This is a genomic window from Trueperaceae bacterium, from assembly GCA_036381035.1.
GTDB lineage: Bacteria > Deinococcota > Deinococci > Deinococcales > Trueperaceae > DASRWD01.
Genome location: DASVDQ010000100.1, coordinates 1 through 21,802, shown reverse-complemented (window position 1 = coordinate 21,802; position 21,802 = coordinate 1). Strand labels below are relative to the sequence as shown.

Genomic DNA, 21,802 nt, shown 5'->3' with positions numbered 1-21,802 from the left:
GGCGGTACACTCGGCTCAGTGCGCCTCGCCGTCATCGCCGACGTACATGGCAACCTGCCCGCCCTCGAGGCCGTGCTCGACGACATCGACCGGCAGCACGTCGACAGGGTCATCGTCAACGGCGACCTCGCCAACCGCGGACCCGACACGGCGGCCGTGTTCGAGCGCGTCGCGGCGTCGCTCGAGGGCGACGCGACGCTCGGCAACCACGACGACCTGATGCTGATGTGGTTCGGCCGCCGCGGCGACCGCTCCGAGCCGTGGTTCGACGACCCGTTCTGGGGCACGGTCGGCTGGTCGGCCGAGCGCCTGGGGGACGCCGGCTACCTCGACGCCATCGAGGCCCTGCCGATGACCCTGACCGTCCACCCTGACGGCGCGCAGAAGCTGCTGATCTCGCACGGCAGCCCCCGCCACTACCGCGAGGGCTACGGCACGGAGCTCACGCCCGAGACGATCTCGGAGATCACGGAGGCCCACCCCGCCGACGTGCTCGTCGGGTCACACACCCACAGGCCGTTCCTCACGACCTGGGGGCGCTTCACGGTCATCAACACCGGCGCCGTCGGCGCCCCCTTCAACGGCGACCCGCGCGCCCACTACCTGGTGCTCGAGCTGCGGGGCGGCGAGTGGGTCCCCGAGTTCAGGCGCGTGCCCTACGACGTCGACGCCGCGCTCGAGCGCTTCGACACCAGCGGTCTGGCGTCCGCGGGCGGCCTCTCCGGGCGGATATTCCGCGAGGAGGTGCGCTACGCCAGGTCCTTCCTCGTGCCGTTCCTGATGTGGTGCGAGACCGACGGGCGCGACCGCACGGAGGCCGACTGGGAGGAGTTCAGGGAGCGTTTCGCCACCCGGTTCCGCCCGCCCACGCGCTACGAGGAGGTGAGCTCGTCGCGGCTGCCGGAGGCGGCGGGCGACGGCCACTAGCCTCGCGATGACCGAGACGGGGCACCGCTACGACGGCCGCGCCGGCGACAGGCGTGCCATGCGGCGCGCCACCTCCTGGCGCGGCCCGGCACCGGCGTCGCCGTGGCGCTGCCCTACCGCCCCGTGAAGGGCTTCCGGGTGTGGAGCGAGTGGGCGGCCGGCATCGTCACGACCGACGACGAGCACGCGCGCGGCTGACCAGCAGCAGCGCCGTGATGATCGTGAACGCCGTGAGCGCCAGCACGGGTATCGAGATGAAGCCCAGCCAGTTGATGTACTTCGCGTCGCAGGGCACCGGGCCCGAGCAGAGGCCGATGCCCCCGAAGCCGGGCACGTTCTGGTCGAGCACGTGGTACGAGGACACGAAGATCCCGGCGACCGACAGGGGCAGGGTGTAGGCGAAGCTGCGGTCGTCCTGCCGGTACGTGGCGACGCCTAGCAGCAGCACCAGCGGGTACATGAGGATCCGCTGGTACCAGCACAGCGTGCACGGGACGAAGTGCCTGACCTCGCTGAAGTAGAGGCTCCCCAGCGTGGCCACTATCGAGACCAGCCACGCCGGGTAGAGGAGCGGTAGCCTCACTGGGCCAGCGCGTCGTCGATGGCGCTGCGCACGGCCGCGAGCGTGGGGTTGGCGACGAGCTCGCCGTTCACGAACACGGTGGGGGTGCCCCTCACGCCCAGCGCCTGGGCCATCGCGATGTCGGCGTCGACGAGGTCGGCCGTCTCCTGGCCCTCCACGCAGCTCTGGAGCCGGGCCCTGTCGAGGCCGGGCACGAACTCCTGTGCCAGGTCGTAGGCGCGCTCGGGGCTGTCGAGGTCCCTCTGGACCCGCAGGAACACGGGCTCGATGAGGCCGAAGCCGTCGCCGCCCTGCCGGTTCACGCACTCGCCGACCATGGCGAGGGTCCGCGACATGCCCTGCGGCGCGATCACGGGGAAGTTCGCGAAGTAGATGGCCAGCTCGCCGTCCGCGACGTACTCGCGCTTGAGGACCGAGGTGACGGACTCGGAGAACTCGGCGCAATGCGGGCAGAGGAAGTCGAAGAAGACCATCATCTTCACCGGCGCGTCGGCCTCGCCGATGAACGGCTGGCCGGTGTAGTCGACCTCGACGGCCTGGGCGGCCTGGCCCCCGCCGAGGCGGGGGATCAGCACGGCCGCGGCTAGGACCAGGACCACCACGACCGCGGTAGCGATGGTCATCGTGCGCGACTGGTTCATGGCCGTCAGTCTACGGGAGCGCGGACTAACATGAACGTATGAAACGCGGCGTCCCAGAGTCGTTCAGGGCGTTCCGCGTCCACGTGGAGGACGGGTCGGTGAGGCGCGGCGTCGAGGCGGTGGGGCCCGACGTCCTGCCGGACCACGACGTCGTCGTCAGGGTCAGGTGCTCGTCGCTGAACTACAAGGACGCGCTCTCCGCCAGCGGCAACCGCGGCGTCACGAAGGAGTTCCCACACACGCCGGGCATCGACGTCGCCGGCATCGTCGTGTCCTCGCGCGACGAGCGCTTCGCTCCCGGCGACTGCGTGATCTGCACCGGCTACGACCTCGGCATGGACACGCCGGGAGGCTTCGCCGAGTACGTCAGCGTGCCGGGCGACTGGCTGGTGCGCCCGCCGCCCGGGCTGCCGCCGGAGGGCGCGATGGCCCTCGGCACCGCCGGGCTCACGGCCGCGCTGGCGCTGCGCCGCCTCGCCGCCGCGGGCGCCGGGCCGCGGCTGGGCCCCCTCGTCGTCACCGGCGCCTCGGGCGGCGTCGGCAGCCTGGCCGTCTGGCTGGCGGCTCGCGCCGGCTACGAGGTGATCGCCAGCACCGGCACCCCCGAGGCCGAGGGGCTCCTGAGACGCCTCGGCGCCGCGCGCGTCGCGCCGCGCCAGGAGCTGGCCGAGAGGACGGAGAGGCCCCTGCTGCGCGGCGAGCTGGCGGGGGCGGTGGACACGGTGGGCGGCGTCACCCTCGCGAACCTCCTCAAGCGCACCGCGATCGGCGGCGCGGTCGCGGCCTGCGGCCTCGTGGGCGGCGCCGAGCTGGAGACCACGGTGTTCCCGTTCATCCTGCGCGGGGTCGCGCTCGTCGGCGTCGACTCCCAGCACGCCCCCGGCGAAGAGAGGGTCGCGGCGTGGGAGGACCTGGGCCGCGCCTGGTCCGAGGACGGCGAGAAGGTGCGGGAGCTGGTGACCGTCGTGGGCCTCGAGGAGCTCGAGGAGCAGGTCGAGCGCATCCTGGCCGGTCGCACCGTCGGACGCGTGGTGGTGCGTCCGTGGCGGGAGGGCACCTGGTAGCGCAGAGTCGTGCCAGACGTGCATCAGCGCCGACCGGGGCGAGTTGTGGCCTCTGCTACACTCGCCCCGGACGCTTGGTTCCCGGACCGCCTCCCCGCGGGGAGGCGGACGGCCATCACGCCACAGACCGCGAGTGGAAGGGAGCGCATCAGCATGGCCTTCGAGCTACCCGAACTGCCCTACCCGAAGGACGCCCTCGAGCCGCACATCGACGCGCAGACGATGGAGATCCACCACGACAAGCACCACGCGGCCTACACGAACAACCTCAACGCCGCCGTGGAGAAGCACCCCGAGCTGCAGGGCAAGAGCGCCGAGGACCTGCTGCGCGACCTGAACGCCGTGCCAGAGGAGTCGCGGACCGCGGTGCGGAACAACGGCGGCGGCTACGTGAACCACAACCTCTTCTGGGAGGTCATGGGCCCGAACGCCGGCGGGGAGCCGAGCGGTGAGCTGAGGCAGGCCATCGACGGCGCCTTCGGCAGCTTCGACGAGTTCAAGGCGCGCTTCGAGAAGGAGGCCGCCGGGCGCTTCGGCTCCGGCTGGGCCTGGCTGGTCGTCGACCGTTCCGGCGCGCTCAAGGTCTACTCGACGCCGAACCAGGACTCGCCGATCATGAACGGCGACACGCCGATCCTCGGCCTCGACGTCTGGGAGCACGCCTACTACCTCAAGTACCAGAACCGCAGGCCCGACTACATCAAGGCGTTCTGGAACGTCGTGAACTGGGACGCCGTCGCGAAGAGGTACGCCGCCGCGCGCTGAGGACCGCGGTCGCCGCGTCCACGGCGGGGCGGCGTAGCCGGCCCCAGCCTGGGGCGCCCTGACCGAGGCTCGCGCGCCGCAGCGTCTCCGACCTCCCCTGGCGCAGGGCGCCGGCCGGGCGCCGCTAGGCACAGGACCGACATCGCCGGGCCGTGGCCGACGTCGGCCACGGCCCCTTCGCGTACCGCGGCTAGGCTCGCGGCGTGGCTCTCAGCGACAACGCCGTCGCGGCCCTGCTGGCGGGCGCCTGCCTGGCGGGAGGCGCCGTGGCGCTGGCGCCCCGGGCGCTGGTGCGCGCTGCCCCGCTCGTAGTCGAGCAGCCGCCCATCGAGGTCGCGGTCGCGGGCGAGGTGGCGCGGCCGGGCGTCTACGAGCTGCCGTTCGGAGCCAGGGTGGAGGACGCCGTGGCCGCCGCCGGCGGCCTGCTGCCCACGGCGGCGCGCGACCTCGTCCGGCTCGCGGCGCCGGTCAACGACGGGCAGACCGTGCACGTGCCGGGGCAGGCCGCCCCGGACGGCGCGGGGCCGCGCGTCTCCCTCAACTCGGCCACGGCGGAGGAGCTCGACGCCCTGCCCGGGATCGGCCCGGTCATGGCGCGGCGCATCGCGCTGCACAGGCCCTACGGGTCGGTGGATGACCTGCTGGAGGTGCCCGGCATCGGCCCCGCCACCCTCGAGCGCCTGCGGCCCCTGGTGGGTCTGTGAGGTGGCCGGCGGAGGCGAGGTCGGGCCCGGGCGCGGCGCCGCCCGCGTACCTGGACCGCGCGCCGGGCCCGTCTCCCCGCGCGGCGCGCGGCCCGCCGCCTTCGTGCCGTGGTCCGGACCCGCGGCCCTGGGGATGGCCGCGGGGGTGTCGCTCTCGGCCGCCGCTCCCGGCACCTGGGCGCTGCCGGTAGCGGTCGCGGCCTGTGCCGCCGCCCTGGCCGCGACGCGGCGCCTCGGACCCGCGCGGGTGAGCCCGTGGCTCGTCGCCGCGCTCGCCCTCCTCGCCGGGGTAGCGCGCCACGAGGCGTGGGAGGCCCGTCCCGACCCCGTCGCGCCGCTCCTGGACCGGGAGCTGACGTGGCGCGGCCGCTACGACGGCGAGTGGTTCCGGTCGACCGCACCGGTGACGGCGCGTCTGGCCCTCGTCGCCCGCGAGGAGCCGCCGGCCGGCGAGCTGGAGGTCGTGGGCACGGCCCGCCTGGCCCCCGGCAAGCGCAACCCGGGCGGCTTCGACTACCGCGCGTACCTGGCGCGCCGCGGCGTCGGCGCGCAGCTCTTCGTCTCGGAGGTGCGGGCCGTCGCACCCCGCGAGGGGGTCAGGCAGCGGCTGGCGCGCGGGGTCGGGGCGGGCCTCGACGCGGGCGCGGCCGGCCTGATGCTCGCCATGACGCTTGGCGTGCGGGACGGCCTCCGCGACCGGGACCGCGACGCCTTCGGGCGAGCAGGCCTGGCGCACGTGCTGGCGCTCTCCGGACTGCACTTCGGCGTGCTGCTCGCCGCGGCGGACGCCGCCCTGCGCCGCCTGGGGGCGCGTCGCCGGCCGCTGCTGGCGCTGCTGACACTCGGCTTCGTGGGCGTCGTGGGTCCCTCGCCCAGCGTCGTGCGCGCCGCCGCGATGGCGCTCGCCGCGCTCTTCTCGCTCGCCGCGGGGGTGGGGCGCCTGCGGCCCTGGCCCGTGCTCTCCCTGGCCGCCTGCGCCTCGCTGCTGCTCCAGCCGCAGATGCTGTTCGACCTCTCGTTCCGGCTCTCGTACCTGGCGCTCGGCGGCCTCCTCCTCTTCGCCGGCCCGCTGGCGCGCCTGCTCGGGGCGCCGGAGGCGGGCGACGACCCGCTCGCCACCCCGCCGCCCGGGCCGGCGGGCGGAGGCGTCCCGCACCGCCTGCGCGCCTTCGCGGCGCGGGCGCTGGCGGCCAGCGTGGCCGCGCAGCTACCCAGCGTCTCGCTGGTCGCCGGCTCGTTCGGCGTCGTGCCTGTCCTCTCGCCGCTGGTGAACCTCGTCGGCGTGCCGCTGTCGGCGCTGGTGGTGCCGCTCGGGCTCGCCGCCGGGCTGCTCGGCCTGGTGTGGGAGCCGCTGGCGGGCGCGCTGAACCTCGTGACCGGCGCCCTGGTCGCCTCCCTGACGCGGGTGGCCGAGTGGGGCGCGCGCCTGCCCGCCGTCGCCTGGCCCGAGGTCTCCTGGCTCGGGCACCTCTGCTGGGCGGTGGCCGTCGCGTCGCTGGCGTTGGCGCTGCGGCGCCGGCTGCGGGCGAGCCGCGCCCTCGCGGTACTGCTCGTCGCCGGCGCCGCGCCCTACGCGGTCGGCTCGCCGACGCCCCCGCCCGACGTGTGGTTCCTCGACGTCGGCCAGGGCGACGCGGCGCTGGTGCGCCTGGCGGGACGCTACGAGGTGCTGATCGACGGGGGAGGCACGCCGTTCTCCGACTACGACGTCGGCGAGGGCGTCGTGGTGCCGGCGCTGCGGGCCCTGGACGTCGACGAGCTCGAGGTCGTGGTGGCCACCCACGCCGACGCCGACCACGTCGAGGGGCTGCTGAGCGTCCTGCGCGACGTGCCGGTGGGCACCCTCGTCACCGGCCCGCCGCGGGCCGACGCCCCCCTGGACCAGGAGCTGCGCCGCCTGGCGGCGGAGCGCGGCGTCGCCGTCCACGTCGCGGCCCGCGGCGAGGCGCTGGTGGTGGGCCGACACGGCGAGGCGCGGTTCGAGGTCCTGCACCCGCCGGCTGGAGCCGGCGGTCACGGGAACGAGGACTCGGTGGTGCTGCTGCTGCGGCTGCGCGGCCAGGCCGTCGCGCTGTTCCTCGGCGACGCCGGCGCCGCCACCGAGCGCGAGCTGGCCGTGCCGCGCGTGCACGTCCTGAAGGTCGGGCACCACGGCTCGCGCTTCGGCACCACCGACGAGCTCCTGTGGGCCGCCAGGCCGCGCCTCGCCGTCATCTCCGTCGGCGAGAACGGCTACGGCCACCCGCACCCGTCGGTGCTGGAGCGCCTGGACGCGCACGGCGTGCCCGTGGCGACGACGCGGGAGGCCGGCGCCGTGCGGGTCCCTCTGGGACGGGTGCCGCTGGCGAGGTGATAGATTGTTCACAGATGCTCCTCACCGTGCGGATCCTCTCCGAGCACGGTCCGGTGCGCGTGGAGCTGGCCAAGTGGCAGAACCGGCTGGTGGTGGTGAAGAGCCTGCGCGGCTTCCACCCCGTGTTCAGCCAGCGGCTGGAGCGCGAGGCGGCGGTGCTGGGCAAGCTCAGGCACGACAACATCGTGCCGCTGCTCGGCGCCCAGGGGACCTCGCTGATCTACGAGTACTGCCCGGGCGTGACCTTGGAGGAGGCTCTGCGCCCCGGCCCGCTGCGGCCCAAGCGCGCCGTCAAGATCGTCTCAGACGTCCTGCGCGCGCTGCAGTACGCGCACGACAACGGCGTCATCCACCTCGACGTCAAGCCGGCGAACATCCTCGTCAAGGGCGAGCGCGCGCTGCTCACCGACTTCGGCTTCGCCAAGGACCTCGGCCTCTCGGCGATCACCAGCCAGGACATGATGATGGGCACCCCCAGCTACATGGCGCCCGAGCAGTTCCAGGGCGTGCGCACCGACCAGCGCTCCGACGTCTACGGCGCGGCCGCCGTCCTCTACCACATGCTCACCGGCGAGCCGCCCTACGGCGACCAGGTCGTGCGCTACCTGGCCGGCGACGACCGCGTGCCGCTCAAGCCCCTGCCCGAGGAGGCGAGGGAGTTCGAGGGCGTGCTGCGGCGCGCCCTGTCGCGCGACCCGGAGGCGCGCCACGCCTCCGCCGCCGAGCTGCTGGCCGACCTGACCGCCCTCGTCTCGGACGCGTGATCCTCTCGTTCAGCGGCGACCCGTTCCTGGCGCGCCGAGCGGCGCGGCGCGCGCTGCAGGAGCGCGGCGTGCGGCCCGGCGAGGTCACCGAGCTGGGCGAGGGGCTCGAGAAGGACCAGGTCGTCCAGCTCGCCGGCCAGGGCGGGCTGTTCGGGCAGGTCGCCCTCCTCCTCGACTTCGGGGCGGCCTTCTCCGGCCAGGCCGGCGTGAGGCCGCGCGACGAGCTCATGGAGGCGCTGGCCGACCTGCCGGACGCGGCGCTGGTCGTGGTCATCGACCCCGACGCCACGCCGGCGCGCCAGAAGCGCTGGGCTGCGCTCGGCGAGCACCGCTCCTCGCCGACGCCGCGCTACGAGGCGCTGCCGCGCTGGGTGAGGTCGGAGCTCGAGGCCGCCGGCCTGCGCTTCGAGCCCGACGTGCCGGCCGTGCTCGCCGAGCTGTTCGGGGAGGACCCGGCGGCGATCGCCTCCGAGGTGAACAAGCTGGCCGCGCTCGACGAGGTGCTGACCGCGGAGCGCGTGCGCCAGGTGGCCAACAGGGCGGCGGTGCACGACGCGTTCGACCTCGTCGACGCCGTGGCGAGCGGGGACGCGCGCACCGCCCTGGAGATCGCGCGCCAGCTCCTCGACGAGGGCGAGGCCGCGCAGCGCGTGCTGGGCGCTCTCGCCTGGCAGTTCACGCTCCTGGCGAAGGCCGTGGCGCTGCGGGAGCGCTCCCCCGGCGGCAGGGTGTCGCCGGGTCGGGCCGCCAGCGTCCTCAAGGCCAAGCCGTACGCCGTCCAGAAGACGCTGAGGCTGGCCGCCAGGCTCGACGAGGCCGACGTGACGGCGGCGCTGGCTGCCCTGCTCGACGCCGACGTCGCCAGCAAGACGGGCCGCGACCCCGGCTGGGCGCTCGAGTCGGCCGTCCTCACGCTGGCCGGACGCTTCCGCGCCGCGCCGGCGCGGCGCTGAGCGCGCGGCCAGGCCGACCCGGTACGGGGCGCGTCCGCCCCGCCGGGCAGACCGCGCGGAGGAGGCTCGGCCCGCCTCACTCGACCCTGGTCCAGGCGCCGCCGTCGGCCGAGGACCGCAGCGCGGCCTCGATGAACAGCACGCCGCGCAGGCCGTCGCGGTGGTCTGGGAAGGGCAGGTGCTCCTCGCCCCTGAGGCGCCGCGCGACGGCCGAGTAGACGTTCGCGAACGCCTCGATGAAGCCCTCCGGATGCCCGCTGGGCAGGCGCGTGGCGGCCGCGGCGTCCGCGCCGAGGAACGGTCCGCCGGCGCGCGTGAGGACCGTGGGCGGCTCGCCCTGCCGCCGCAGCGTGAGCCGGTTCGGCTCCTCCTGCGCCCACTCGAGGCTCCCGGTCGTGCCGTGCACGCGTATGCGCAGGTCGTTCTCGTAGCCGGTCGCCACCTGGCTGATCACGAGCGCGCCCCTGGCGCCGCCCGCGAAGCGCAGCAGCACCGAGGCGTCGTCGTCGACGCGTCGGCCGGGCACGAACGTGCTGACGTCGGCGGCGACCTCCTCGAGGGCCAGGCCCGTGATCCACGAGGCGAGGTTCTCGGCGTGGCTGCCGATGTCGCCCAGCGCGCCGGCGCCGGCGCGCGCGGGGTCGGTGCGCCACTCGGCCTGCTTCGAGCCCTCGCGCTCGGCAGGCGTGGAGAGCCAGCCCTGCGTGTAGGTCACGACGACCTTCCTGACCTCGCCCAGCGCCCCCTCGCGCACGAGGCGCCGCGCCTCGGCCACGAGCGGGTAGCCCGTGTAGTTGTAGGTGACGGCGAACGATACGCCCCGCGCGTCGACGAGGTCGGCGAGCTCGCGGCCCTGCGCGGCGGTGAGCACCATCGGCTTGTCGCACACGACGCTGAAGCCGGCGTCGACGAACGCCCGCGCCACGGGGAAGTGCATGTGGTTCGGCGTGACGACCGAGACCGCGTCGACGCGCTCGCCGGGCGGCAGCGCCAGCTCGCCCGCGAGCATCTCCTCCCACGTCCCGTAGGCCCGCGGCAGGCCGATGGCCCTGGCGCTCTCCATCGCCCTCTCCGGCGTGCTCGACAGCGCGCCGGCCGTGAGCGCCCACTCGCCGTCGAGCCGCGCGGCCATCCTGTGCACGGCGCCGATGAACGCGTCCTTGCCGCCGCCCACCATGCCCAGCTTGAGCGGTCGCGGGTTCTCCATGGGCACCTCCTCAGTGCCCGTCACGATAACGAGCGGGGTAGCCTCGGGGGATGCAGGGTCCCGCCGCGCAGGACGCTGAGCTGCTGGAGCGCGCCGACGCGGGCGACCAGCGTGCGCTGGCCCGCGTGATCACCCTCGTCGAGGAGGGCGGCGAGCGCGGCGACGAGCTCCTGCGGCTCCTGCGCCCCCGCACCGGCCGGGCCGCCGTGGTAGGCGTCACCGGCGCGCCGGGCAGCGGCAAGTCGACGCTCACCGACGCGCTCATCGCCCGCTGGCGCGAGGAGGGCAGGAGCGTCGCCGTGGTCGCGATCGACCCCTCGAGCCCGTTCACCGGCGGGGCGATCCTCGGCGACAGGATCAGGATGACCCGCTGGTACGCCGACGAGAGCGTCTTCATCAGGTCGCTCGCCACGCGCGGGCACCTGGGCGGCCTGTCGGCGGCGACGCTGCGCGTGGCGGCGGTGCTCGACGCCGCCGGCTTCGACGTCGTCGTGATCGAGACCGTGGGCGTGGGCCAGTCGGAGGTCGACGTCGCCGACGCCGCCGACACCACGGTCGTCGTCCTCACGCCCGCCGCGGGGGACGCCGTGCAGGCGTTCAAGGCCGGGATCATGGAGGTGGGCGACGTGTTCTGCGTGAACAAGTCCGACCTGCCCGGCGCCGAGCGCGTGCGGCGCGAGGTGCGCTCGGCGCTCGACCTCGCTCCGCGGCGGGAGGGGGCGTGGCGTCCGCCGATCGTGAGCACGGTCGCCGCGACGGGGGAGGGCGTGCCCGACCTCTCCAAGCGCATCGCCGACCACCGCCAGCACCTCTCCGCCCACGGCCTGCTCGAGGAGGCGCGGAGGCGGCGGGTGCGCGCCGAGGTGCTGGCCCTGCTGGGCGCGCAGCTCAGGCGCGCCTGGGAGGCGCGGCAGGAGCGCGCCGTCGACGACATCCTCGCCGGGCGCAGCACGCCGTCCGCCGAGGTCAGGAGCCTGTGGGCGCCTCCCGCGTGACCCGGCGGTCGCGGTGCGCGGCGTTACACTCTCCCCCATGGTCCACGCCGTCTACCCGGGGAGCTTCGACCCTCTCCACAACGGCCACGTCGACATCATCCGGCGCGCGGCCGGCATCTACGACGGCCTGACCGTCGCCGTCCTGCACAACCCCCTGAAGGCCGACGCGCTGTTCTCCACGGAGGAGCGCCTCGCGATCATCCGCGACGTCATCGCCGACATGCCCACCGTCAACGCCGAGGCGTTCGACGGCCTCCTCGCCGACTACGCCAGGAAGATCGGCGCCAAGGTCATCGTCAAGGGCCTGCGCGCGATATCCGACTTCGAGTACGAGCTGCAGATGGCGCACCTCAACAGGCAGCTCAACCCCAACGTCGAGACCACGTTCATCATGACCGCGACCCGCTGGTCGTACGTCTCCAGCTCGCGGGTCAAGGAGATCGCGAGGTACGGCGCCGACGTCTCCAAGCTCGTCCCGCGCCCCACGCTGCTGAAGCTGAAGGAGCGCTTCGCCAGGGCGGCGGTCTGATGGGCGAGCTGTTCCGCGGCATGGCCGCGGGCGCCGGGATACGGGTGGTCGCCGTGGACACCACCGACGTCGTGCGCGAGGCCGTCGTGCGCCAGGGCGCCAGCCCCACCGCCGGCGCCGCCACGGGTCGGGCCATGACGGCCGCCGTGCTGCTCTCGCACGTGCTGCTGAAGTCGCCGCGCGACCGCGTGACCCTGCGCCTCGACGGCGGGGGGCCGCTGGGGCGCGTGACGGCCGAGGCGGGCCTCGACCACGCGGTGCGCGGCTACGCGCAGAACCCCGACGTGCAGCTCCCGCTGCGCGCCGACGGCAAGCTCGACGTGGGCGGCGCCGTCGGCGTGGACGGCGAGATCAGGGTCGTGCGCTCGCACGCCCCCTACGGCGACCCCTACACCTCGAGCATCGCGCTCACCTCCGGCGAGGTGGGGGAGGACGTCGCCACCTACCTGGCGGTCTCCGAGCAGATCCCCTCGGCGGTCCTGCTCGGCGTGCACTTCGACGGCGGCGGCGAGGTCGACGCGGCCGGCGGCGTGATCGCGCAGGCGCTCCCCGGCGTGGACCCGAACGCCCTGACGCTGCTCGAGGCGAACATCAGGGAGCTGGGGCAGCTCACGGCGGCGATGCGCAGGTCTCCGCTGCGGCAGGTCGTGGCCGAGGAGCTGTGCTGGGGCCTGGGCTTCGAGCCGCTCACGGACGGTCGCCTCGCGGTGCGGTTCGAGTGCCGCTGCACCGACGCGCGCGCCCTCGAGGCGCTCGCCTACTTCACACCCGAGGAGCGCGAGCAGATGATCGCCGAGGACGGCGGCGCCGAGGTCGTCTGTCACTGGTGCGGCGAGCGCCGCTGGGTGACGCCGGAGCAGATCAGGTCGCTGCGGGGCGCCGAGGTCCGCTGCCCCGAGTGCGGCACGCTGTGGCACCGGGAGGGTCAGCCGGCCGTGTTCCGGCACGGCGAGCTGTGCGCCTGCGGCAGGCCCGTGGAGCTGCCCGACTGATGGCGGTCCCCGTCGGCATCCTCCTGCTGCTCGTCGTGCAGTCGGCGGTGTGGGGCTCGGCCTTCCCGGCCATCAAGCTGGGGCTCGTCGACCTCAGCGCCCCGCACTTCACCCTGCTGCGGCACCTGGTGGCCTCGGTGGCGTTCGTGCCGCTCCTGCTGGCCTTCCGCGCCCGCCTGCTCCCGCGGCGCGAGCACCTCCTGGCCTTCCTCGGCCTGGGCGCCTGCGGCTTCTTCGTCTACCACCTGGCGCTCAACTACGGCGAGGAGCGCGTGTCGGCCGGCGCGGCCAGCCTGATCATCGCCACGGCGCCGGCGATGACGGCGATACTCGCCGCCGCCGTCGAGCGCGACAGGCTGCCCGCCCTCGGCTGGGTCGGCTCGGCCGTGTCGTTCGTCGGCGTGGCCCTCATCGTCCTCGCCGACGGGCGTCAGGCGGCGACCGAGGGCTTCACGCTCTACGCCTGGTTCATCGTCCTGGCGGCTGCGGCCGCCTCCGTGTACGCCGTCTACCAGCGGCGCATGTTCGCGCACTACCGGCCCATAGAGGTCGCGGGCTTCGCCACCTGGGCCGGCACGCTGCCGATGCTGGCGTTCCTGCCCGGCCTCGCCGGCGCCGTCGGCGCCGCCGGCGCGGCGTCGCTCGGTGCGGCGCTGTACGCGGGCGTCCTGCCGTCGGCGGTGGCCTACACGATCTTCGCCTACGCGCTCTCGAAGGCGAACGTCACGGTGGTGACGGCCTTCCTCTACCTGGTGCCCGTGTTCGCCCTGGTCACGTCGTGGCTCGTGCTCGGCGAGGTGCCGCCGCTGCTCACGGTCGCGGGCGGCGCGCTGGCGATCGCCGGCATCGTCGTCCTGAACCGCGCCAAGCGGTCCGCGGCGAGGCGCGCCGCCGCGCCGGCTACGTCTCCGGCGGCGTGACCTTCTGGCCGAGGCGGCGCTCGGTGCCGGCGAGGAGGCGCCTGACGTTGTCGCGGTGTCGCCAGATCGTGAGCGCGGAGAGGCAGACGGCGAGGAAGAGGTTCGCGACCGGGAAGTAGCCGCCGGCGACGACGAACAGCGGCAGCGAGAACATGCCCACCAGCGAGCCGAGCGAGACGTAGCGGCTGACGAGGATCGTGAACACGCCGAGCAGCACGCAGAGCAGGGCCGTGAGCGGGTCCACGACCACGAACACGCCGATGCTCGTCGCGATGCCCTTGCCGCCCCGCAGGCGCAGGAAGACGTTGAAGCTGTTGCCCACCACGGCGGCGAGGCCGGCCAGCGCCACGGTCCAGCCGCTCGCGCCGAGGACCGTGGGGAGCAGCGTGGCCAGCGCGCCCTTGAGGGGGTCGAGGACCATCACGAGGGCCGCCGGCACCACGCCGAGGGTGCGCAGGACGTTGGTCGCGCCGATGTTGCCCGACCCCACCTCCTGGATGTTCACGCCCCGCAGCCTCGCGACCAGGAAGCCGGTGGGGATGGTGCCGAGCAGGTAGCCGACCACCATGAAGAGCAGGGCGATCGTGAAGTCGAGCAAGTCGGGTTGCCTCCGGGGGCGGGCGCCTACGCGCTGCCGCGGGGCTGCGGAGCGCGCAGCGTCGCGGGAGCGCCTCGCCGGCACGATTGTACCGACGCGCCTGAACGCCGCTTGAGCGGTTAGCATCGCCCGGTGACGCCGGCCGCCCTCGCCCTCCTGCTCCTCGCCGTCGCGGGCGTCTCCTCGCTGCGCTGGTCCGGCCGCCTGGCGCCGGGCCTCACCGAGCTGCCCGCGAAGTCCCTGATAGCCACACTGCTGGCCGTCCTCGCCCTGGCCGGCGAGCTGGGCTGGGCGGCGCCGTCGGCGCCGCTCAGGACGGCGGCCCTCGTCGTGGCCCCGCTCTACGTGTTCGGGCCGCTCCTCCTGCTGGCCCTCGTCCGCGCCGGCCTCTCGGCGCCGGCGGCCGCGCTGGCGCGCCTCCTCTACTGGACGCGGGGCGGCCGTCGCGCGCTGGGTCGGTGGCTCGCCGTCGCCGCGCTGCAGGAGGGCGACCCGGAGGGCGCCCTGCGGCTGGCGCCCGAGCCGGACGACCTGCTCCTCGCCCAGGCCATGGCGCTGCAGGGCCGCTGGCGCGAGGCGCTGGAGCACGCCACCAGGGTGGCCAGGGGCGGGCAGGTCTTCGACGCCAGGGCGGTGGCCAGGGACCTCGTCGTGGCCGCTCACCTGGAGCTCGGCGAGCTGGAGGCCGCCGAGGCGGAGGCGCGGGCGCTGGAGGAGTCGTTCGACTCCGCCCGGCACGGCCCTCTCGCCTTCCGCGCCGTGACCCTGGCGAACGCCCGGGTGGCGGCGTACCGCGGCGACCTCGCGCGGGTCAGGTCCCTGCTGGCGCGGCCTCTGGTCGGTGCCCGACCCGCGGTGCTGTTCGCGGTGCTGGCCAGGGCAGCGGGACGCGCGGGCGACCACGACCTCGCCGTCGCCTCGTGGCAGCGCGCTTACGCCGACGCCCGCGGCGTGCTGCGCGATCGCTACCGGGACGAGCTCCGGGCCTACGGTGTGACGCCGGCGCGGCGCCCCCGGCGCGCGACGCCCTACGCCACCTTCGCGCTCGTGGCCGCGATCGCCCTGGCGTTCATCGGGCAGTCGGTGCTCGACCAGGCCTTCGGCCCGGTGCGGCTCATCGGCGTCTACCTGCGCGCCAGCGACTTCGTCGCCGCCTACGCCCAGCGCATCCCCGGCGTGCCCGACCAGGGCGCCTGGTGGCGGTACCTCTCCTACGCCTTCGTGCACGCGAACCTCGTGCACGCCGCGTTCAACGCCTGGGTGCTGCTCGACCTGGGGCGCGCCGTGGAGCGCCGGCGCGGCTGGGGCGACGTGCTGGGCGCGTTCGCGTCCGGCGTGCTGGGCGGCGCGCTGCTCACGAGCGTCATCGAGGCGGGCCGTCCGATGCTGCTCGTCGGCGCGTCGGGCGGCGTGTTCGGCGTGGCGGCCGCGCTGACCCTCGACGCGCTCGCGCGACGCTCGCCCGCCGACGCCGCCCTGCTGCGCACGCTCGTCACGTTCCTGGGGCTGAACCTCCTGCTCTCGCTCCTGCCCGGCGTCTCGCTGTGGGGTCATGTGGGCGGCCTGCTCGCGGGGGGCGCCTACACGGTCGTCCGCACGGCGCTGCCCTGGCGGACCGTCGGCGGCGTCCTCGGCCTGGCCGGCGCGGCCGCGCTCGCCGTGGCCCTGGGGACGGCGCTGGCGGTGACACTGCCCACGCTCTGAGGGCGGGTCGGGTCGGGCCCTCGGCGGCCGCGCGCCCTCGTCCGCGAGCGCGGGGAGGCTACAGCGGCTTGAAGCGCTCGAAGGTCTCGCCGCAGGACCGGCAGGTGCGGATCTCGCGGCAGAGCGTCGACCCGAAGGCGTTGCGCAGCCGGGTGTCGGGGTGGCCGCAGCGCGGGCAGCGCACGGGCGCGTCCAGGGCGATCTCGAGGAGGCCGCCGTGGCGTCCCGGCGGGGCGATCCCGAAGGCCCGCAGCTTCTCGCGGGCCTCGTCGGTCATGTCGTCGCTGGTCCAGGGCGGGCTCAGCGCGGTCACGACGCGCGCCTCGACCCCGAGCGCCTCGACGGCCCGACGCACCTCCGCCTCGATCACGCGCAGGGCGGGGCAGGCCGAGAACGTCGGCGTGATCGTCACCTCAACCGGGCCGGCGTCGCCCGCGGCGCGCACGTCCCTGACGATGCCGAGCTCGACGACGTCGACCGCCGGCAGCTCGGGGTCCTTCACCTCGCGCAGCGCGTCCCACGCCGCGGCGGCAAGCGCGGCGGCCGAGCGTTGGGCGCTGCCGGGGGAGGCCGTCACCACGCCAGGGCCTCCGGGTCGGCGCGGGCGACGGACTGCATCGTGGCGAGCAGCTCGACGCGGTGCGCCGAGGCGGCGCCGCGGTCAGCGGCGTCGCGCCGCGCCGGGTCGGGGCCCGGGTCGAGGGAGGCGGCGGCGAGCGCCTCGCGCGCCCGCCGGAGCGTGGCCGCGGGCAGCGCGTCCCAGTCGGGCAGCACGCCCTCCGCGGCCAGCAGGCCGTCGCCCGGGAGAGGAGCGAGGAGGCCGCCCAGGGCGGGCCACAGCTCGGAGAGCGCGGCCAGGGCGCGCGAGCGCGACTCCGCGGTGCCGAGCCCCAGACGGCGCGCCCACAGGCCGGCGTGGCGGAGGTGGAACAGCTCCTCGCGCAGGGCCTTCGCGGCCGCCTCGGCCAGCGGGGCGTGCGAGCTGCGCGCGAGCCGCGGCAGCGCCTCGGCCTCGTAGCAGTCGAAGAGGAACTGCCGCAGCATCGTGAACGCCCAGTCGCCGCGCGGCAGCTCGACGAGGAGGCAGCTGCGGAAGCCGCCAGGGTCGCGCCGGAAGGCGAGGTCGTCCGGGTCGGACCCGTCGAGCTCGGCGCGCAGGCCGTACCAGAGGAGCGCGTGCCCGATCTCGTCCTGCGCCAGGTTCGCGAGCGCGATGTCCTCCTCGAGCAGGGGCCCGTGGCCGGTCCACTCGGAGTCGCGGTGGCCGAGGAGCAGCTCGTCGTCGGCCATGGCGGTGAGCCGGTCGATCAAGGCGTCGCGCAGCTCGACGGCCAGCCCGGCGGCCGGGGCGCCCGTGCCCGCCGACCCTCGCCCGCTGCCCTGCGCGTCGGCGCTCACGGACGCGCCTCCCTGGCCCGGCGCGGCGACACGGTGCCGTAGGCCGACTGCTGCTTGTAGGTCTTGTCGCGCGCCGGCTCGAACCACGACGGCGCCTCGGCGGGGTCGCTGCGGCTGACGTCGTCGGCGGCCACGACCCACCAGGCGAGGGCGGGCTCTGCCGAGGCCCGCGCGAGCGCGGCGGACAACGCCGCGGCGTGGTCCGTCGCGTCGACGTCGGCGAAGTGGTCGGCGAACGTCATCGAGCGCCGGTGGCTGGCCTTGCGGAACACGTGGAAGAGGCGCGTCGCGCCCCGAGGCGCGTCGACCTCGCCGGCGGCCACTGGCGCGGCGATGGACGCGCGCCGGTCGTCGGCGCTCGGCGGGGTGGGCCCGGCGGTCCCGGGCGCGGCGGTGCCGTCGCCGCGCCCGGCGGCCGCTTCCAGCTCCTCGGCGGTGCGGGAGAAGACGCGGTCGGCCGGTACGACCCAGACGCTGACCGCCGAGGGGCGCCTACCGAACACGTGCCGAGCGTTGAGGAGGGCGTGCTCGGCGTCGGCCCCGTGCACGCTCCCGACCGCCTGGTGCGGCTTGCCCGGCGCGTCCTGCTTGAACACCTCCCAGCGCACCTCAGGCCTCCACGGGGGCGCGGGCGGGCTCGCTCTCCTGCCTGGCCGCGTAGGCCTCCAGCGCCTCGCGCACCCAGGCGCCCGCGGCGTGGGCCGCGCGGCGCGCGGCCAGGCGCTGCGCGTTGCAGGGACCGTGCCCCTTGACGACGCGCCAGAACTCGTCCCAGTCGATGCGCCCGTGCACCCAGTGACCCGTCTCCTCGTCGTAGCGCAGGTCGGGGTCGGGGATCCTCAGGCCCGCCTCGAGCAGCTCGGGCGCGTGCTCGTCGACGAACTCCTGCCTCACCTGGTCGTTCGTCTTCGTCTTGATGCCCCAGCGCACGAGCAGCGGCGTGTTCGGCGAGTCGGAGTCGTGGGGGCCGAGCATCATCACGGCCGGCCACCACCACCTGTCGAGCGCGTCCTGGGCCATGCGCCGCTGCGCGGGCGTGCCGGAGGCGTAGGTGAGCACCATCTCCTTGCCCTGCTTGTGGTGGAAGGTCTCCTCGGAGCAGATGCGCACCATCGCCCGCGAGTACGGACCGTACGAGCACTGCGCGAGCATCGTCTGGTTCTTGATCGCGGCGCCGTCGACCAGCCAGCCGATCATGCCCACGTCGGCCCAGGTGAGGGTGGGGTAGTTGAAGACGCTCGAGTACTTCGCCCGGCCCTCCAGGAGGGCGGCCTCCATCTCCTCGCGCGTGATGCCCAGCGTCTCGGCGGCGTGGTAGAGGTACTGCCCGTGCCCGCCCTCGTCCTGGACCTTCGCGATGAGGATGAGCTTGCGGCGCAAGGTGGGGGCGCGGGTGATCCAGGCGCCCTCCGGCAGCATCCCCACGACCTCGCTGTGCGCGTGCTGCGAGATCATCCTGATGAGCTGCCTGCGGTACTCGTCGGGCATCCAGTCGCCCGGCTCGATCTTCTCGCCGGCCGCGATGCGCGCCTCGAAACGCGCCAGGCGCGGGTCGTCCGCCTGGCTCACCTCGGCTTCAGGACTCACGGCTCACTCCCCTCCCGCGCGGCCCGCGCCGGCGCGGCGGCAGCCCCGCCGCCGCCTCGCGCCAGCAGGCCGCCCAGCAGCAGCTCGGCGTAGCCCTCCGCCAGCTCGTCCCCCGCGAGCCGGCCGGACGGGTCGTACCACTGGTAGACGAAGTTCAGCGCCGACAGCACGACCAGCGTGGCCAGGTCGACGTCGGCCGCCCTGAACACGCCCTCGCGCACGCCGTCGGCGATCGCGCGGCGGAAGCGCTCCTGGTAGGCGTCGCGGCGCGCCACCATGAGCTCGCGGCGCTCGTCGGAGAGGTGCACCCAGTCCTGGAAGAAGACCGCGGCGTGGTCGAGCTCGGCGGTGATCACCCGCAGGTGCCCGGCGATCAGCCGCCGCAGGCGCTCGTCGGGCGGAAGGTCGTCGGGGACCGCGTCGGCCTCGCGCACGAAGGCGTCGGCGGCGCGGTCGACGATCTCCCACAGCAGGTCCTCCTTCGACGCGATGTGCGCGTAGAGGCTGCTGCCCTTCAGCTCGAGCGCCTGGGCCAGCTCGCGCATGCCGATCGCGTGGTAGCCGCGCTCGCCGAAGAGCTCGCCCGCCGCCTGCAGGATCTCCTCGCGGCGGCCGGCGCGCAGGGCCGGTCTGCTCATGCGCCGATCCTACACGAACGAGCGTTCGTTAGCAGGGGATTGTCATAGGATGGACGGCACAGGAGGACCATGGAAGGAACCGTCAGGTACGTCAGCGAGGACGGCCGTCCGCTGGCGGAGCTGCCGTTCGGCGAGGCCGAGCTCCTACGCGGCTACCGCGCGATGCGCCGCGCCCGGCTCTTCGACGAGAGGGCCGTGACCCTGCAGCGCCAGGGGCGGCTGGGCGTCTACCCGCTCTTCCGCGGGCAGGAGGCGGCCCAGGTGGGCGCGGCGCTGGCTCTCGGGCCGAGCGACTGGCTCGTCCCCACCTACCGCGACACCGCCGCGGCCATCACGCACGGCCTCCCGCTCGCCACCGCGCTGCTCTACTGGCGCGCCCACCCGGCGGGCTGGTCGTTCCCCGAGGGCGTGCGCGTCCTGCCCTTCTACGTGCCCATCGCCACGCAGCTCCCGCACGCCGTGGGCGTCGCGCACGCCGGCCGTCTGCGGGGCGAGCCGTGGGTCGTGCTCGCGTTCGTCGGGGACGGCGGCACCTCGGAGGGCGACGCCCACGAGGCGCTGAACTTCGCTTCCGTGTTCTCGGCCCCGGTCGTCTTCGTCGTGCAGAACAACGGCTGGGCGATCAGCGTGCCCACCGAGCGGCAGATGCGCAACACGCGCATCGCCGACCGCGCGCCCGGCTACGGCATCGCCGGCGTTAGGGTCGACGGCAACGACCTCGTGGCCGTGTGGGACGTCGTGCGTCAGGCCGTGGACAGGGCACGCGCCGGCGAGGGGCCCACGCTGGTCGAGGCCGTGACCTACCGCCTCGCGCCGCACACGACCAGCGACGACCCCAGCCGCTACCGCGACGAGGCCGAGGCGGGCGAGCGGGAGCGGGCCGAGCCGGTCGCGCGCCTGCGCGCGCTGCTCGAGGCCCGCGGCGCCTGGTCAGAGGAGCGGGAGGAGGCGCTGGTCGAGGAGCTGAGGGCCGAGTTCGACGCCGCGGTAGCCGAGGCCGACGCGGCGCCGGAGCCGACGCCCGAGTCGATAGTCGAGCAGGTGTACGCCGAGCCGGGACCCGACCAGCGGCGGGCGTGGGAGGCCCTGCGTGGCGGCTGAGGGCGTGGCGACGGGGGCCGCGACCGCCCACCTGACGATGGTCCAGGCCATCAACCAGGCGCTCGACCAGGCCCTGGCCCAGGACGAGCGCGTGGTGGTGTTCGGCGAGGACGTCGGCGTCATGGGCGGCGTGTTCAGGGCCACCGACGGCCTGCAGGCCAAGCACGGCGCGGAGCGCGTGTACGACACGCCCCTGGCCGAGTCCGGCATCGTCGGCTACGCCGTCGGCCTGGCGCTGGCGGGCATGCGTCCCGTGGCCGAGGTGCAGTTCGCCGGCTTCCTCTACCCGGCGCTCGACCAGGTCCTCTCGCACGTCGGCCGCTACCGGCACAGGACGCGGGGGCGCTACACGGTGCCCCTCGTCGTGCGCGCGGCCTACGGCGGCGGCGTGCACACGCCGGAGCAGCACGCCGACTCCCCCGAGGCGCTGCTCGCCCACGCGCCCGGCGTGAAGGTCGTCGTGCCGTCGTCGCCCGCCAGGGCCAAGGGGCTGCTGCTCGCCGCGATCGACGACCCCGACCCCGTGTTCTTCCTCGAGGCGATCAAGCTCTACCGCTCGAGCCGCGAGGCCGTGCCGGCCGAACCGTACCGCCTCGAGCTGGGCAGGGCGCGCGTGGCGCGCGAGGGCGACGCGCTCACTCTCGTGTGCTGGGGCGGCATGGTCGAGGTCTGCCTGCAGGCGGCCGACGTCGCCGCGCGCGAGGGCGTGGAGCTCGAGGTCGTCGACCTCGAGACGCTGGTGCCTCTCGACGAGGAGACCGTGCTGGCCTCGGTGCGCAAGACCGGACGCGCCGTGGTGGTCCACGAGGCCGCCCGCACCGGGGGGTTCGGGGCGGAGGTCGCCGCGCGCATCGCCGAGGGCGCGCTCTTCCACCTGCTGGCGCCGGTGGCGCGCGTGGCCGGCTGGGACGCCCCCTACCCGCCCTTCACCTCGGTGGAGCACCACTACAGGCCCGACGCCGCGCGGGTCCTGGCCGCCGTGCGCGAGGCGCTGCTGACCTAGCGGGGGCCTGCGCGGCGAGCAAGCTCGCCGCGAGCCGGGACGCCCGCCGGGCCCGCCGCGGACCGGCGCTCGACCCACCGGGGCTAGGCGCCGGCCGGCCGGTCCTCGTCCAGATGCCGTTGCGCCCTACGGCCCTCGACCCTTATTATTTTAGGTAACTTTGAGGCGGCCCGAGAGTCGCTCAAGGGGCGGAGGTCACGTCGTGGACAAGGACAAGGCGCAGGCTCTCAACATGGCCGTCTCTCAGATCGAGAGGCAGTTCGGTAAGGGCGCGATCATGCGTCTGGGGGCGGAGCCCGCGCAGGTGCTGGGCGCGGGGGTGATCAGCACCGGCAGCCTGTCGGTGGACCTGGCGTTGGGCGTGGGCGGCCTGCCC

Annotated in this window: 24 protein-coding genes; 15 read left to right on the top strand and 9 right to left on the bottom strand. The window is 74.9% G+C overall.

Annotated elements, in window-relative coordinates:
• Nucleotides 1–18 precede the first annotated feature (18 nt).
• Complete coding sequence (locus tag VF202_11850; protein ID HEX7040805.1) at nt 19–927, top strand: metallophosphoesterase family protein; 909 nt, start codon at nt 19–21, stop codon at nt 925–927.
• Between the two features lie 166 nt (nt 928–1,093).
• Here VF202_11850 and VF202_11845 read toward each other — a convergent pair whose 3' ends face one another.
• A complete protein-coding gene (locus VF202_11845) occupies nt 1,094–1,510 on the bottom strand; it encodes a disulfide oxidoreductase (protein ID HEX7040804.1) in 417 nt (138 codons plus the stop codon).
• Nucleotides 1,507–2,151: a thioredoxin domain-containing protein gene (locus VF202_11840; GenBank protein HEX7040803.1), complete on the bottom strand. Its 645-nt coding sequence runs from the start codon at nt 2,149–2,151 to the stop codon at nt 1,507–1,509. Before VF202_11840 ends, VF202_11845 begins: the two co-directional genes overlap by 4 nt.
• Before the next feature lie 38 nt (nt 2,152–2,189).
• Here VF202_11840 and VF202_11835 point away from each other — a divergent pair, with 38 nt between their 5' ends.
• The 6 genes from VF202_11835 to holA all read left to right on the top strand — a co-directional run bounded on the left by VF202_11835 (nt 2,190) and on the right by holA (nt 8,754).
• On the top strand, nt 2,190–3,215 hold the full coding sequence (locus tag VF202_11835) for a YhdH/YhfP family quinone oxidoreductase (GenBank protein HEX7040802.1): 1,026 nt from the start codon (nt 2,190–2,192) through the stop codon (nt 3,213–3,215).
• A 153-nt stretch (nt 3,216–3,368) separates the two neighbouring features.
• Nucleotides 3,369–3,980 (top strand): superoxide dismutase, encoded by a 612-nt coding sequence (locus VF202_11830; GenBank protein HEX7040801.1) that lies wholly within the window; start codon nt 3,369–3,371, stop codon nt 3,978–3,980.
• A 203-nt stretch (nt 3,981–4,183) separates the two neighbouring features.
• Nucleotides 4,184–4,684 carry a ComEA family DNA-binding protein gene (locus VF202_11825; GenBank protein ID HEX7040800.1) on the top strand — a complete coding sequence of 167 codons (501 nt, stop codon included), beginning with the start codon at nt 4,184–4,186 and terminating at the stop codon, nt 4,682–4,684.
• Nucleotides 4,685–4,829: 145 nt separating this feature from the next.
• A complete protein-coding gene (locus VF202_11820; protein ID HEX7040799.1) occupies nt 4,830–7,037 on the top strand; it encodes a DNA internalization-related competence protein ComEC/Rec2 in 2,208 nt (735 codons plus the stop codon).
• A 14-nt stretch (nt 7,038–7,051) separates the two neighbouring features.
• A complete protein-coding gene (locus VF202_11815) occupies nt 7,052–7,801 on the top strand; it encodes a serine/threonine-protein kinase (GenBank protein HEX7040798.1) in 750 nt (249 codons plus the stop codon).
• The gene (gene holA / locus VF202_11810; GenBank protein ID HEX7040797.1) at nt 7,798–8,754 is read left to right on the top strand and encodes a DNA polymerase III subunit delta; all 957 of its coding nucleotides are present in this window, start codon (nt 7,798–7,800) and stop codon (nt 8,752–8,754) included. Before VF202_11815 ends, holA begins: the two co-directional genes overlap by 4 nt.
• 76 nt (nt 8,755–8,830) lie before the next feature.
• Here holA and VF202_11805 read toward each other — a convergent pair whose 3' ends face one another.
• Nucleotides 8,831–9,985 carry a Gfo/Idh/MocA family oxidoreductase gene (locus VF202_11805; protein HEX7040796.1) on the bottom strand — a complete coding sequence of 385 codons (1,155 nt, stop codon included), beginning with the start codon at nt 9,983–9,985 and terminating at the stop codon, nt 8,831–8,833.
• A gap of 26 nt (nt 9,986–10,011) precedes the next feature.
• Between VF202_11805 and meaB the strand changes: the two genes are divergently transcribed.
• The 4 genes from meaB to VF202_11785 are packed head-to-tail and all read left to right on the top strand — an operon-like array spanning nt 10,012 to nt 13,397.
• Nucleotides 10,012–10,956, top strand: a complete 945-nt coding sequence (gene meaB / locus VF202_11800; GenBank protein ID HEX7040795.1) for a methylmalonyl Co-A mutase-associated GTPase MeaB — start codon at nt 10,012–10,014, stop codon at nt 10,954–10,956.
• 37 nt (nt 10,957–10,993) lie between these two features.
• Nucleotides 10,994–11,485: a pantetheine-phosphate adenylyltransferase gene (gene coaD, locus VF202_11795; GenBank protein ID HEX7040794.1), complete on the top strand. Its 492-nt coding sequence runs from the start codon at nt 10,994–10,996 to the stop codon at nt 11,483–11,485.
• Nucleotides 11,485–12,477, top strand: coding sequence for an Hsp33 family molecular chaperone HslO (locus VF202_11790; protein ID HEX7040793.1), 993 nt, complete (start codon nt 11,485–11,487; stop codon nt 12,475–12,477). The genes coaD and VF202_11790 overlap by 1 nt, the downstream gene beginning before the upstream one ends.
• Complete coding sequence (locus VF202_11785; GenBank protein HEX7040792.1) at nt 12,477–13,397, top strand: DMT family transporter; 921 nt, start codon at nt 12,477–12,479, stop codon at nt 13,395–13,397. The genes VF202_11790 and VF202_11785 overlap by 1 nt, the downstream gene beginning before the upstream one ends.
• On the opposite strand, the gene plsY is transcribed toward VF202_11785, so the two are convergent.
• Nucleotides 13,378–13,995 (bottom strand): glycerol-3-phosphate 1-O-acyltransferase PlsY, encoded by a 618-nt coding sequence (gene plsY / locus VF202_11780; protein ID HEX7040791.1) that lies wholly within the window; start codon nt 13,993–13,995, stop codon nt 13,378–13,380. The genes VF202_11785 and plsY overlap by 20 nt on opposite strands.
• A gap of 132 nt (nt 13,996–14,127) precedes the next feature.
• Here plsY and VF202_11775 point away from each other — a divergent pair, with 132 nt between their 5' ends.
• The gene (locus VF202_11775) at nt 14,128–15,699 is read left to right on the top strand and encodes a rhomboid family intramembrane serine protease (GenBank protein HEX7040790.1); all 1,572 of its coding nucleotides are present in this window, start codon (nt 14,128–14,130) and stop codon (nt 15,697–15,699) included.
• A 58-nt stretch (nt 15,700–15,757) separates the two neighbouring features.
• Here the strand turns inward: VF202_11775 and paaD are convergent, their stop codons facing one another.
• The 5 genes from paaD to VF202_11750 are packed head-to-tail and all read right to left on the bottom strand — an operon-like array spanning nt 15,758 to nt 19,322.
• Entirely contained in the window at nt 15,758–16,279 is a 522-nt protein-coding gene (paaD, locus tag VF202_11770; GenBank protein ID HEX7040789.1) for a 1,2-phenylacetyl-CoA epoxidase subunit PaaD, read from the bottom strand.
• The gene (paaC, locus tag VF202_11765) at nt 16,273–17,097 is read right to left on the bottom strand and encodes a 1,2-phenylacetyl-CoA epoxidase subunit PaaC (protein HEX7040788.1); all 825 of its coding nucleotides are present in this window, start codon (nt 17,095–17,097) and stop codon (nt 16,273–16,275) included. Before paaC ends, paaD begins: the two co-directional genes overlap by 7 nt.
• The gene (locus VF202_11760) at nt 17,094–17,705 is read right to left on the bottom strand and encodes a phenylacetic acid degradation protein (protein HEX7040787.1); all 612 of its coding nucleotides are present in this window, start codon (nt 17,703–17,705) and stop codon (nt 17,094–17,096) included. The genes paaC and VF202_11760 overlap by 4 nt, the downstream gene beginning before the upstream one ends.
• Nucleotide 17,706: 1 nt before the next feature.
• Nucleotides 17,707–18,684, bottom strand: a complete 978-nt coding sequence (gene paaA, locus VF202_11755) for a 1,2-phenylacetyl-CoA epoxidase subunit PaaA (GenBank protein ID HEX7040786.1) — start codon at nt 18,682–18,684, stop codon at nt 17,707–17,709.
• On the bottom strand, nt 18,681–19,322 hold the full coding sequence (locus tag VF202_11750) for a TetR/AcrR family transcriptional regulator (protein HEX7040785.1): 642 nt from the start codon (nt 19,320–19,322) through the stop codon (nt 18,681–18,683). The genes paaA and VF202_11750 overlap by 4 nt, the downstream gene beginning before the upstream one ends.
• 69 nt (nt 19,323–19,391) lie before the next feature.
• Between VF202_11750 and pdhA the strand changes: the two genes are divergently transcribed.
• The 3 genes from pdhA to VF202_11735 form a co-directional block, all read left to right on the top strand.
• Nucleotides 19,392–20,423, top strand: coding sequence for a pyruvate dehydrogenase (acetyl-transferring) E1 component subunit alpha (pdhA, locus tag VF202_11745; protein HEX7040784.1), 1,032 nt, complete (start codon nt 19,392–19,394; stop codon nt 20,421–20,423).
• Nucleotides 20,413–21,426 (top strand): alpha-ketoacid dehydrogenase subunit beta, encoded by a 1,014-nt coding sequence (locus VF202_11740; protein ID HEX7040783.1) that lies wholly within the window; start codon nt 20,413–20,415, stop codon nt 21,424–21,426. The genes pdhA and VF202_11740 overlap by 11 nt, the downstream gene beginning before the upstream one ends.
• Before the next feature lie 232 nt (nt 21,427–21,658).
• A partial coding sequence (locus VF202_11735) for a DNA recombination/repair protein RecA (protein HEX7040782.1) occupies nt 21,659–21,802 on the top strand: 144 nt, incomplete at its 3' end.